A 12,400-nucleotide genomic window follows, 5' to 3' on the forward strand; every position below is an offset into this window, starting at 1 on the left:
GCAGGCCGAGCTGCCGCGCGTCGACGAAGCGCGCACCAGGCACCCGGCCATGTCTGTTTGCCCGAAAACAGTCGAGACAGGCGATGCCACGGGAGGGCCCGTTGTGACCCACCACCACCAGCCGAAGCACGGTCTTTACGACCCCCAGTTCGAGCACGACGCCTGCGGCGTCGCGTTCGTCGCCGACCTCGCCGGTCGGAGAAACCACGCGATCGTCGCCCAGGCGCTGGTCGCGTTGCGCAACCTGGAGCACCGGGGCGCGCGGGGCGCGGAGCCGGAGACCGGCGACGGCGCGGGCATCCTGATCCAGGTGCCCGACGCCTTCTTCCGCGAGGTCGTCGACTTCGACCTGCCCGAACCGGGCGCCTACGCGGTCGGCACCGCCTTCCTGCCGCACGAGGACGACGAGGTCCGCGCGCGGATCGAGCGCATCGCCGAGGAAGAGGGCGCGACCGTCCTGGGCTGGCGCGACCTGCCCGTGGACGCCGACCACGTCGGCCCCACGGCCAAGACCACCATGCCCCGGTTCCGCCAGCTCTTCCTGGGTGGCGAAGACGGCATGGAGCTGGAGCGCCTGGCGTTCGTCGTGCGCAAGCGCGCCGAGCACGCCACCGGCGTCTACTTCCCGAGCCTGTCCGGCCGCACCATCGTCTACAAGGGCATGCTGACCGAGCCGCAGGTCGAGAGGTTCTTCCCCGACCTGACCGACGAGCGGGTCACCAGCTCGATCGGCCTGGTGCACTCCCGGTTCTCCACCAACACGTTCCCGTCGTGGCCGCTGGCCCACCCGTACCGGTACGTGGCGCACAACGGCGAGATCAACACGCTGCGCGGCAACCGCAACTGGATGGACGCGCGCGAGTCGATGCTCGCCACCGACCTCATCCCGGGCGAGTTGGAGCGGATCTTCCCGGTCATCACCCGCGACGCCAGCGACTCGGCGACCTTCGACGAGGTCCTCGAACTGCTGCACCTGAGCGGCCGGTCGCTGCCGCACGCCGTGCTGATGATGATCCCCGAGGCGTGGGAGAACCACGCCGAGATGGACCCGCAGCGGCGCGCGTTCTACGAATTCCACTCCACGCTGATGGAGCCGTGGGACGGCCCGGCGCTGGTGTCGTTCACCGACGGCACCCTGATCGGCGCGGTCCTGGACCGCAACGGCCTGCGCCCCGCCCGCTACTGGGTCACCGAGGACGGCCTGGTCGTGCTGGGCTCCGAGGCGGGCGTGCTCGACCTCGACCCCACCACCATCGTCCGCAAGGGCCGCCTGGAGCCGGGCCGCATGTTCCTCGTCGACACCGCCCAGGGGCGGATCATCGACGACGAGGAGATCAAGGGCGAGCTGGCCGCCGAGCACCCGTACCAGGAGTGGGTGTCAGACGGCATCCTGCACCTGTCCGACCTGCCCGCGCGCGAGCGCGAGGTGCCGACGCACGCGTCCCTCGTGCGTCGTCAGCAGGTGTTCGGCTACACCGACGAAGAGCTGTCGCTGCTGCTGCGGCCGATGGCGAAGACCGGCGCGGAGCCGATCGGCTCGATGGGCAACGACGCCCCGTTCGCGCCGCTGTCCAACCGGCCCCGGCAGCTGTTCGACTACTTCACGCAGCTGTTCGCGCAGGTCACCAACCCGCCGCTGGACGCGATCCGCGAGGAGCTGGTCACCTCGCTGCACGCGACCCTGGGCGCGGAACCCAACCTGCTGCGGGCCGACGCGTCCTCCTGCCGCCGGATCTCGCTGCCGTTCCCGGTGCTGGACAACGACGAGCTGGCCAAGCTGGTGCACGTGGACGACGACGGCACCCTGCCGGAGTTCCGCACCTACACCGTGCACGGCACCTACGACGTCAACGGCGGCGGTGACGCCCTCGTGGGCCGGCTGGCGGAGATCAAGGTCGAGGTGTCGGCGGCGATCCGCGACGGCGCGCGGCTGGTCGTGCTCTCCGACCGGGGCGTGGACGCGGGCCACGCGCCGATCCCGTCGCTGCTGCTGACCGGCGCGGTGCACCACCACCTGGTGCGGGAGAAGACCCGGACCCAGGTGGACCTGATCGTGGAGTCCGGCGACGCCCGCGAGGTGCACCACATCGCGCTGCTCATCGGCTACGGCGCCAAGGCGGTCAACCCGTACCTGGCGATGGCGTCGGTCGAGGAGATGGCCGACCTCGACCCGAAGACCGCCACCCGCAACCTGATCAAGGCGCTGGGCAAGGGCGTGCGCAAGACGATGTCCAAGATGGGCGTCTCGACCGTCGCCTCCTACACCGGCGCGCAGATCTTCGAGGCCATCGGCCTGGGCGAGGAGGTCGTGGAGTCCTGCTTCACCGGCACCACGTCCCGGCTGGGCGGCATCGGGTTCGACGTGATCGCCGAGGAGGTCGCGCGCCGGCACCGGCTCGCGTTCCCGCCCGACGGCGTCCGCGCCCACCACCGGGAGCTGGAGGTCGGCGGCGAGTACCAGTGGCGCCGCGAGGGCGAGGCGCACCTGTTCAACCCGCAGACGGTGTTCAAGCTCCAGCACTCCACGAAGACCGGCCGCTACGACATCTTCAAGGAGTACACGAAGGCCGTGGACGACCAGTCCAAGCGGCTGATGACGCTGCGCGGCCTGTTCGAGTTCAAGGACGGCGTGCGCCCGCCGGTGCCGATCGACGAGGTCGAGCCGGTGTCGTCCATCGTCAAGCGGTTCGCCACCGGCGCGATCTCCTACGGCTCGATCTCGCAGGAGATGCACGAGACGCTGGCCATCGCGATGAACCGGCTGGGCGCGAAGTCCAACACCGGCGAGGGCGGCGAGGACCCGGAGCGGCTCTACGACCCGATCCGGCGCTCGGCGATCAAGCAGGTGGCCTCCGGCCGGTTCGGCGTGACCAGCGAGTACCTGGTCAACGCCGAGGACATCCAGATCAAGATGGCGCAGGGCGCGAAGCCCGGCGAGGGCGGCCAGCTGCCCGGCGCGAAGGTGTACCCGTGGATCGCCCGCACGCGGCACTCCACGCCCGGGGTCGGCCTGATCTCGCCGCCGCCGCACCACGACATCTACTCGATCGAGGACCTCGCCCAGCTCATCCACGACCTGAAGAACGCCAACCCGGCCGCCCGCATCCACGTGAAGCTGGTGTCCGAGGTCGGCGTGGGCACGGTCGCGGCGGGCGTGTCCAAGGCGCACGCGGACGTCGTGCTCATCTCCGGCCACGACGGCGGCACGGGCGCGTCCCCGCTGTCGTCGATCAAGCACGCGGGTGGCCCGTGGGAGCTGGGGCTGGCCGAGACGCAGCAGACGCTGCTAACCAACCGGTTGCGCGACCGGATCGTGGTGCAGACCGACGGCCAGCTCAAGACCGGCCGGGACGTCGTCATCGCGGCCCTGCTGGGCGCGGAGGAGTTCGGCTTCGCCACCGCTCCCCTGGTCGTGTCCGGCTGCATCATGATGCGGGTCTGCCACCTCGACACGTGCCCGGTGGGCGTGGCCACGCAGAACCCGGCGCTGCGCGCGAAGTTCGCGGGCAAGGCCGAGTACGTGATCAACTTCTTCGAGTTCGTAGCCCAGGAAGTGCGCGAGCTGCTGGCGCAGCTCGGTTTCCGGTCGCTGGAGGAGGCCGTCGGCCACGCCGAGCTGCTGGACACCCGCAAGGCCGTGGACCACTGGAAGGCCGCCGGGCTGGACCTGTCGCCGATCTTCCACGTGCCCGAGCTGCCCGCGGACGCCGCGCGGCACCAGGTGGTCGAGCAGGACCACGGGCTGGAGAAGGCGCTGGACAACACGCTGATCCAGCTCGCCGAGGGCGCGATCGCCTCCGGTGACCGGGTGCGGCTGGAACTGCCGGTGCGCAACGTCAACCGCACCGTCGGCACCATGCTCGGCTCGGAGGTCACCAAGCGGTGGGGCGGCGAGGGCCTGCCCGACGACACCATCGACGTGACGTTCACCGGCACCGCCGGGCAGTCGTTCGGCGCGTTCCTGCCGCGCGGCATCACGTTGCGGCTCATCGGCGACGCCAACGACTACGTCGCCAAGGGCCTGTCCGGCGGGCGGATCACGGTGCGGCCGGTGCCCGACGCGCAGTTCACCGCCGAGCAGCACATCATCGCGGGCAACGTCATCGGCTACGGCGCGACCAGCGGCGAGATCTTCCTGCGCGGCAAGGTCGGCGAGCGGTTCTGCGTGCGCAACTCCGGCGCGCTGGCCGTGGTCGAGGGCGTGGGCGACCACGGCTGCGAGTACATGACCGGCGGCCGGGTGGTCGTGCTCGGACCGACCGGGCGCAACTTCGCGGCGGGCATGTCCGGCGGCGTGGCCTACGTGCTGGACGCGCGCGAGCAGCGGGTCAACCAGGAGATGGTGGACCTGGACCCGCTCGACGACGCCGACCGCGACTTCCTGCGGACGGTCGTGGAGAAGCACTACGCGGAGACCGACTCCGCCGTGGCGCACGGGTTGCTGGCGGACTGGGACCTCGCGGTCGACCGGTTCACCAAGGTCATGCCCAAGGACTACAAGCGGGTGCTGGCCGCGCGGGCGCGGGCCGAGCAGGAGGGCCGCGACGTGAACGAGGCGATCATGGAGGCCGCACATGGCTGACCCGCGCGGTTTTCTGACCACCGAGCGCGAGACCCCGCGCAGCCGTCCGGTGTTCCTGCGGCTGCGCGACTGGCGCGAGGTCTACGAGGAGTTCGAGCGGCCCAAGCTGGAGAAGCAGGCCGGGCGCTGCATGGACTGCGGCATCCCGTTCTGCCACCAGGGCTGCCCGCTGGGCAACCTGATCCCCGAGTGGAACAGCCTGGTGTGGCAGCAGGACTGGCGCGACGCCATCGAGCGGCTGCACGCCACCAACAACTTCCCGGAGTTCACCGGGACGCTGTGCCCCGCCCCGTGCGAGGCCGCTTGCGTGGTCGGGATCAACGGCGATCCCGTCACGATCAAGCGGGTCGAGATCTCGATCGTCGACCGCGCCTTCGACGAGGGGTGGGTCACGCCCCAGGAGCCCCGGACCCGCACCGGCTTCAAGGTGGCCGTGGTGGGTTCGGGGCCCGCGGGCCTGGCGGCGGCGCAGCAGCTGACCCGCGCGGGCCACGACGTGGTGGTGCTGGAGCGGGCGGACGCCATCGGCGGGTTGCTGCGCTACGGCATCCCCGAGTTCAAGATGGAGAAGTGGCGGCTGGACCGCCGGCTGGACCAGATGCGGGCGGAGGGCACCCGGTTCCAGACCAACGTCAACGTCGGCGTGGACGTCACGGTGGAGGAGCTGCGCGCCACGTACGACGCGGTGGTGCTGGCCGGTGGCGCGACGGCGTGGCGGGACCTGCCGGTGCCCGGCCGCGAACTCTCGGGTGTGCACCAGGCGATGGAGTACCTGCCGTGGGCCAACCGGGTGGCGCGCGGTGAGCTGCCGGACTCGCCGATCTCGGCGGCCGGCAAGCACGTCGTGGTCATCGGCGGCGGCGACACCGGCGCGGACTGCGTCGGCACCGCCCACCGCCAGGGCGCGGCGTCGGTGACCCAGCTGGAGATCATGCCGCGGCCCGCGGAGACGCGGTCCGAGGCGCACCCGTGGCCGACCTACCCGATGCTGTACCGGGTGACCTCCGCGCACGAGGAGGGCGGCGAGCGGCTGTACTCGGTGTCCACCGTGGAGTTCCTCGGTGACGCCGACGGCGCCGTGCGGGCGTTGAAGCTGGTCGAGGTGGACTCGGGGTTCCAGCCCGTGCCGGGCACGGAGCGGGAGCTGCCGGCCCAGCTGGTGACGCTCGCGATGGGCTTCGTCGGGCCGGAGAAGGCCGGGTTGCTGGAGCGGTTGGGCGTCGAGCTGGACGCGCGCGGCAACGTGGTGCGCGACGAGGAGTTCAAGACGACCGTGGACGGCGTCTTCGTCGCCGGCGACATGGGCCGCGGCCAGTCGCTGATCGTGTGGGCCATCGCGGAGGGCCGCTCGGCCGCCGCGGGCGTGGACGCGTTCCTCACCGGGCGGCAGGTGCTGCCCCGACCGATCGAGCCGACCGACCGGCCGATCGCGTGAGCCGGCTCCGCGGTGGGTGGACAACGGAGTCCGCCCACCGCGGGGCCACCACGCTCAGAGCGTCTCCGCCAGCGCCACCAGCTCGTCGGTGGACAGGTGCCCGGTGACGGCCCAGCCGACCCCGTCGCCGGCGGTCCACATCAGCCTGCGGGCCGAGCACCTCGCCGGTCCGCCCGAGCCGGACCGGTCCGGGTGGTCGACGTGGTACCAGCTGTCCGACTCCGCTTCCAGCAGCAACGCGGTCGCGCCGGCCAGCGGCACCTCGGCGGCCGGCGTGCCCGGCTCGGGCACCAACCGGGCCGCCTCGGGGTAGCGCTCCACGGTCACCGGCGTGCCGTCGACCCGGTACCTCGCCACGACGAACCCGGTCGGCGGCCGGACGACCGAGAACCGCAACTCCTCCGGTTCGCCCCACGGCGTGCCGGCCCCCGGCGGTCGCCACCCGGTTCGCTCCGCCACCTCGTCGGCGGTGGCCACCCACGGCTCGCCGAAGCCCTCGCAGTGCGCCGACCGCCACGGGTGGCCGGTGTGGGTCGTGGAGGGTGTCGAGGTGGTCGTCGTGGCGGGCACGGCGTCCCGGGCGACGACCCACGGCACGACCACGCCGGCCACCGTCACGCCGGTCAGCAGGGCCGCCGCGGCGGCGAGCACGCCGATGTCGCCGAACCGCCGCTCCCGCTCCGAAGCGCTGGTCGCAGCCTCGGTGTTGGCGGCCACGGTGGCGTCGTCGGGCTCGCGGTCCCCGTCGCGCCCGCGGGGGCGCGGTTCGTCCTCCAGCCGTTCAGCCACGGTCCGCCTCGCCTTCCACCTGCGCCGCAGCCGCTTGAGCGCCCGCGCGGCCCGCGACTCGACCGTGCCCTTCGGCCACGTCCGTGGCGGTCGCCGTCATACCCCCTCTGCACCGCGCGGGGATCGGAGGTTCCACATCAGCCCACGGGCGCGAGTTCGACGTCCGCCACGCGCAGCGGCCGACCCACGAAGTCCCGGCCCGGCCACCGCGGGTCGGAGCCGGTCCACGACACCGAACCGCAGCTCATCGTGACGGTCGTCCGGCCCGGCTCGGGCGTGCCGGGGAACGCGAACGTCCCGCGCACCTCCGCGCCGCCCGGGACGTCGAGGAAGAACGGCTCGCGCAGCACGTCGAACAGCCCGTCGAGCCGGAACTCCGACTCCCCCGCGACCAGCCGGCACGAGTCCACCACGCTGACCTTGGCCGCCATCGCGCCGCGGTTGACGGCGGTGAACGTCACCTTGGTGAAGTTGTCCGTGACCTCGACCTTCTCCACCTTCAGCGACAACGGCCCGAGCGTCCCCTCCACCGGCTGACCCAACCGCTGCGCCCGCACGCCCTCCCCGCCGGTGATCCGGTCGATCGTCCACGACAGGGCGTAGGCCGTCCCACCGCCTACCACCAGCAGGACGAACGCCGCCGCCGCGAACGGCCCCATCGTGGCCCCGCGGGCCCGCCGCCGCTCCGGCAGTTCCCGCAGCAGGTCGACGATCAGCGGCACAGCCCCCAGCGCCACCGCCAGCCCCGCGGTCAACAGGGGCGTCATGGCCGGCACCAGCAGCTTCACCACGCCACCCACGACGAGCGCGATCCCCCCGAACAACACGGCCCGCCCCAGCGTGAGGAACCTCCGCCGCCGCCGAGGCGCGGGCCCGGTCCGCCGAACCGCCGCCCGCCGCTGGTCCCGCCGATCCTGCGAAGTGCTCACCGAACCCCCACCACGACACCCAAGGTCCACAACGGACACCAGCGTGCGCCCCACTCCCCCGTCCGGCCGCCCGACGTGCCGGGAAACCACTCGGAAGAAGGATCACCGTTCACGCTTCGGTCAGGTGCTCCCCGCAGTGCCCGGGGCCGGCGGGTCGGTGCACGCGGAAACGGCGGCCAAGGCCTCCTCCCCGGACGGGCATTCGGCGCAAAGCGGTTCCGCGGAAATGCGGATCATGGTCGACGCGTCGCGGCGGAGTGCGGCTGACCCGGGGTTTCTCGACGCCTTCGCGCTTCGGGGTGCCGCATGATGCGGATCCGTTCGGGGAAAGTCCAGACTGTCTTTGTCCAACGTTCAACCTTACGGTCGATCCGGACTGCGGGCTCGGCGGAGGTCGAACGGCGGCCTGGCGGGCTCGGGTTGGAGGGCTGCGATGGGCGACAGGCTCGACGGTCACGAAGTTCGCGATCCCCACGATCTGCACACCCGCGTCGAGGTCCAGTTGGACCAGGCCGCGGAGGAGGTCGCCCGCCGGTTGGCGGGCACCAGGAGCTACGGCGTCGTCCGCGAGGCCGTCACGGACGCCTACCGGCAGCTCGCCGCGCGGGCGAAGGTCCACGCCTTCCTACCCATCCTGGCCGCCCGGCTGGCGCTCCAACGGCTGCAGGAGGTCCGGTAGGCCGCCCCGGGCACGCCGTGGAGACCGACCGGCGGGGCCGGTGGCTCACCGCCGAACGCCGCGTGGTCCGCGGCGGGCGGCGCTGGGTGATCGGGTTGACCCGGTCCGGGACGGCGTCGCGGCGCTCGTGCTGTGGTCCGGTGACGTCGTGGCCGGGCACGCGCGCGGGTCCGAGGCGGACATGTGCCTGCGGGCCCACCGATGGGTCACCGAGCTGCTCGGCGACGGCCTGATGCCGTGACCCCGAGGTCGCGCCGCCCCGTCGGACCGGGGCGGCGCGGGCCGGTCACGACTCGCCGGTGATGCGCGCCGAGCCCAGGGAGGCCGCGGCGATCGTCCTGGCGGCGGTTTGGGTGGAGGAACTGGACGTCAGGGTGGTCAGCGACGTCTGGTTGAGCGCGTGGACCACGAACTCGTACGTGTTCACCGTCGAAGGCGAGCACGGGCCCTGGTAGCCGTAGAGGCTCGCGCTGCCCCGGTAGTAGACCTGCCGGGAACCCGCCGGGACCGCGGGGCGGTAGGCGTGCTGCACGTTCTGGGGTAGCGAGGTCGTGGTGGTCGGGATGTCGTAGATGACCCAGTGGATCAGGTTGTTGTTGTCCAGGTCCCGCATGACGATCGCGTAGCTGCGCGCGGTGGCGGGGGCGCCGGTCCACGTCAGGGGTGGGGACTCGTTGCGTTTCGCCGGGTCGTTGCCGCCGCCGCTGGTGCACTCGTGGACCTTGGGGATCGTGCCGCCGTTGGCGAACGCCGGGCTGGACAGGACGAAAGCGCTCGATGACGCGGCGGCCGGCGTGATGCCCGCGACCAAGGCGATGAGCAAGGCGTACAGCACGGTTCTGGTGCGTTCCACTTGACGCTCCCGAGGATTTCGGTGGTCGGTCCGTGGGGCACGTGCGCCTGCGGCCCGGCCAGCGTAGGCACCCCGCACCCCGGCGGCAAAGACCGACGGGCGGCGACCGGTGCTGAGTGCCACCTTCACCCCGGTGATGACCACAACCGTCCACAGTGGAGCGGTCGCACGGACCGCCGGTCACGGTGTCCGCGAAACCGGGGCCGCCTCGGCCGCGGGCGCCCCGGTGGCGGGTGCGGTGCGGGTGCGGATCCAGCTGGCCGTGACCGCGACGGCGAGCAGGACGGCGACCACGGCCAACGAGAGGCCGGTGGGGATCTTGTAGAGGTCGAGCAGCAGCATCTTCACCCCGACCCACACGAGCACCAGGGCAAGGCCGAGCTTGAGGTAGACGAAGCGGTGCATGAGGTCGGCGAGCAGGAAGTACATGGCGCGCAGGCCGAGGATGGCGAAGGCGTTGGAGGTGAACACCAGGAACGGCTGCTGGGTGACGGCGAAGATCGCCGGGATGGAGTCGACGGCGAAGACGATGTCGGTGACCTCGACCAGCACCAGCACCGTCAGCAGCGGGGTCGCCACCCAGCGCCCGGCCCGGCGCACCAGGAACCTCTGCCCGTGGTACTCATCCGTTGTCGGGATGAGCTTGCGGAACAGCTTCAGCACGACGCTGCGGTCGGGGTCGATGGTCTCGTTGCGGTGCACCGCCATCTTGACGCCGGTGGCGACGAGGAACGCGCCGAACACGTACAGGATCCAGGCGAAGGACGCGATGAGCACCGAGCCCGCGGCGATGAACGCCGCCCGGAACACCAGTGCGCCGAGCACGCCGTAGAACAGCACCCGGTGCTGGTACTCCCGCGGCACGGCGAAGTAGCCGAAGATGATCGCGAAGACGAACACGTTGTCCACCGCGAGGGACTTCTCGATCACATAGCCCGCGAAGTACTGGCCCGCGAACTCCGCGCCCCACGCCCACCACACGATCGCGCCGAACCCGAGGCCGAGCGCGACCCACACCGCCGACCAGGCGGCGGCCTCGCGGACCCCGACCACGTGCGCGCGGCGGTGGGCGAACAGGTCGACGGCGAGCATCACCAGGATCACGCCGAGCACCGCGGCCCACGCCCACAACGGCACAACCACTTTCAAGCACCTCCGGTCACGTCGAGTGAACCGGAGGTCTCCCCAACCACCAGGACACGAAATGTCGTGCGTGGTGGCGTCGGGACCGGGCAGCCGTCGAGCTGCCGTAATGACGATCCCGGACCGGGTGGGTACTCCCCTCCGCACCACCAGAATGACGAACCACAGTTCACCTGTCAAGGCTTGACCGGCGAACTGCGGTTCGTCAATCCCAGCCTGAGGCCCGCTCGCCGGCAGCGGCATCGGGAGTGGAACAAATGCCTTATGGTCGGCCACATGCGACCCGCAGAACCCCCAACCGACCACGCCGGCGCCACCGCGTCGCAGGCTTCAGGCGGGTCGTGGACGTTCCTGAGCAACCACGCCCACGTGCTGCTGTGCCTGGCCGCCGACCCGCACCAGACCCTGCCCGTCATCGCCGAGAAGGTCGGCATCACCACCCGCGCCGTCCAGCTCATCCTCACCGACCTCATCCAGGGCGGCTACATCGAGCGCACCAAGGTCGGCCGCCGCAACCACTACCGCATCAACCCCGACGGCCACCTGCGCCACCCGCTGGAAGCCCACCACCGCATCGCCGACCTCATCACCGCCGTCGGTCCCGCCACCCCCGACGGCAGTGCTCGTGATGCCGCGGGTGACGGCGCCTCGACTCCTCCGCGTCGTCGCCGCACCGGATGATCCACCACCCTTGACAGGCGAACCACAGTTCGTCATTCTCGACGGCGAGGGGAGTACCTCGACGATCGAGCCCCGCGTCGTCAGCACGATCCGGCCGATCCGGATCCGGCGCGAGCACCCGCCGTCCCACCGCGCGGGCCGAGGAAGACCTCACTCCACCGACGCCGGCACCACCACACCACGCCCGACGAGGGGTTGTGCGGTGCGGCTCGGCGTCCTGCGGACAGGACCCTCACCATGGCCCCTCTCGCTTCACAACCCACCAACCCGACCGGCACCGTGGTGTCGCCCGGTGCGCCGGACAGCGCCGGAATCACGCCCGTCACCACCCACGCGGTGACCGCACTTCAGGCGCTGCGCGCCTATCCGAGCATCTCGCTCCTGGCCCGGACCCGCCCCGGCCCGGTCATGCACCCCGAGGATCTGGCCACCCTGCGGACCCTGGCCGGTCAGGCCCGGCAGCGACTGGCCGCCGAACACATGACCAACCCGCGCCCACTGCTCGACGCCCTGGACACCATGATCCGCGACGCGGCCGGGCGACCCACCGACCAGGCGGTGGCGCTGTTCGCCAGCGCCGCGCACAGCCGACGCTTCGACCTCCCGATCCCCGTGGTGGACCGGTGCGTGATCGACCCGACCTTCGCCACCCGCGACCTCGTCCGCGCCCTGCGACACACCCCGCGCCACACCGTGCTGCTGCTCTCAACCGACCACGCCCGACTGCTGCACGGCCACGGCACCACCCTGGTGCCCGCGCCCGGCAGCGCCTTCCCCGCCCGACGCCGTACCGACGGCAGGCATGCCGGCCGCGGCGCGGAAAAGCCGATCGAGTTCCTGCGCCGCGTCGACCGCGCACTGGGCGCCGCACTGCGCCGCTACCCGATGCCGCTGCTGCTCGTCGCCGCCGAACCCACCGCCGGCAACTTCCGCCGCCTGTCCCGCAACACCACCCGCCTCGCCGGCCTGGTGAAGGGCAACCACCTCACCACCCCCACCGACACCCTCGTCGATCTCATCAGCCCAGTCCTACGCGACCACCTGCGCTCCCGCGCACAACAAGCCCTCGACCTGATCGAACAGCGCACCGCCGAAGGACCCACACCGACGTCATCGACGACGCCGTCGACGAACTCATCGAAATCGTGCTCAGCCGGGGCGGCTGGATCGCCCTGCTCCAACCCGGAGAGCTACCCGACGGCACCCACCTCGCACTGACCCCTGCGCCGCCGCTGACCACCCGCGCCGCCCAGCACCCGCGCGGCGTTGCCCAGGCCGCGCGTCGGCGGCGCGACTCACCGCGGGTGCG

10 protein-coding genes are annotated in these 12,400 nt (G+C 71.8%); 6 read left to right on the forward strand and 4 right to left on the reverse strand.

The window, feature by feature from the left end; genetic code table 11:
* The first annotated feature begins 103 nt into the window (after nt 1-103).
* Nucleotides 104-4,582 (forward strand): glutamate synthase large subunit, encoded by a 4,479-nt coding sequence (gene gltB / locus ABD126_RS16940; protein WP_343934811.1) that lies wholly within the window; start codon nt 104-106, stop codon nt 4,580-4,582.
* The gene (locus ABD126_RS16945; RefSeq protein WP_343934812.1) at nt 4,575-6,017 is read left to right on the forward strand and encodes a glutamate synthase subunit beta; all 1,443 of its coding nucleotides are present in this window, start codon (nt 4,575-4,577) and stop codon (nt 6,015-6,017) included. Before gltB ends, ABD126_RS16945 begins: the two co-directional genes overlap by 8 nt.
* Nucleotides 6,018-6,071: 54 nt before the next feature.
* On the opposite strand, the gene ABD126_RS16950 is transcribed toward ABD126_RS16945, so the two are convergent.
* Together ABD126_RS16950 and ABD126_RS16955 are read right to left on the reverse strand one after the other, a co-directional pair.
* A complete protein-coding gene (locus tag ABD126_RS16950) occupies nt 6,072-6,806 on the reverse strand; it encodes a hypothetical protein (RefSeq protein ID WP_343934813.1) in 735 nt (244 codons plus the stop codon).
* Nucleotides 6,807-6,943: 137 nt separating this feature from the next.
* On the reverse strand, nt 6,944-7,735 hold the full coding sequence (locus ABD126_RS16955; protein WP_343934814.1) for a hypothetical protein: 792 nt from the start codon (nt 7,733-7,735) through the stop codon (nt 6,944-6,946).
* 433 nt (nt 7,736-8,168) lie between these two features.
* Between ABD126_RS16955 and ABD126_RS16960 the strand changes: the two genes are divergently transcribed.
* Both ABD126_RS16960 and ABD126_RS16965 read left to right on the forward strand, forming a co-directional pair.
* On the forward strand, nt 8,169-8,414 hold the full coding sequence (locus ABD126_RS16960; RefSeq protein WP_343934815.1) for a three-helix bundle dimerization domain-containing protein: 246 nt from the start codon (nt 8,169-8,171) through the stop codon (nt 8,412-8,414).
* A gap of 40 nt (nt 8,415-8,454) precedes the next feature.
* Nucleotides 8,455-8,655, forward strand: coding sequence for a hypothetical protein (locus tag ABD126_RS16965; protein WP_343934816.1), 201 nt, complete (start codon nt 8,455-8,457; stop codon nt 8,653-8,655).
* A 45-nt stretch (nt 8,656-8,700) separates the two neighbouring features.
* Here ABD126_RS16965 and ABD126_RS16970 read toward each other — a convergent pair whose 3' ends face one another.
* Both ABD126_RS16970 and ABD126_RS16975 read right to left on the reverse strand, forming a co-directional pair.
* Nucleotides 8,701-9,267 (reverse strand): YbhB/YbcL family Raf kinase inhibitor-like protein, encoded by a 567-nt coding sequence (locus ABD126_RS16970; protein ID WP_425542836.1) that lies wholly within the window; start codon nt 9,265-9,267, stop codon nt 8,701-8,703.
* Nucleotides 9,268-9,447: 180 nt separating this feature from the next.
* The gene (locus ABD126_RS16975) at nt 9,448-10,410 is read right to left on the reverse strand and encodes a TerC family protein (protein WP_343934817.1); all 963 of its coding nucleotides are present in this window, start codon (nt 10,408-10,410) and stop codon (nt 9,448-9,450) included.
* A 276-nt stretch (nt 10,411-10,686) separates the two neighbouring features.
* Here ABD126_RS16975 and ABD126_RS16980 point away from each other — a divergent pair, with 276 nt between their 5' ends.
* Complete coding sequence (locus tag ABD126_RS16980) at nt 10,687-11,091, forward strand: helix-turn-helix transcriptional regulator (protein WP_343934818.1); 405 nt, start codon at nt 10,687-10,689, stop codon at nt 11,089-11,091.
* Nucleotides 11,092-11,427: 336 nt separating this feature from the next.
* Nucleotides 11,428-12,309, forward strand: a complete 882-nt coding sequence (locus ABD126_RS16985) for a baeRF3 domain-containing protein (protein WP_343934819.1) — start codon at nt 11,428-11,430, stop codon at nt 12,307-12,309.
* Nucleotides 12,310-12,400 lie beyond the last annotated feature (91 nt).

This window comes from Saccharothrix mutabilis subsp. mutabilis, from assembly GCF_039521145.1.
Taxonomy (GTDB): Bacteria; Actinomycetota; Actinomycetes; order Mycobacteriales; family Pseudonocardiaceae; genus Actinosynnema; species Actinosynnema mutabilis.

Excerpts from the sequence above, each read along its gene's own strand:
- ABD126_RS16945 (WP_343934812.1), top strand. The coding sequence starts at position 4,575 with ATGGCTGACCCGCGCGGTTTTCTGACCACCGAGCGCGAGACCCCGCGC.
- ABD126_RS16960 (WP_343934815.1), top strand. The coding sequence starts at position 8,169 with ATGGGCGACAGGCTCGACGGTCACGAAGTTCGCGATCCCCACGATCTG.
- ABD126_RS16980 (WP_343934818.1), top strand. The coding sequence starts at position 10,687 with ATGCGACCCGCAGAACCCCCAACCGACCACGCCGGCGCCACCGCGTCG.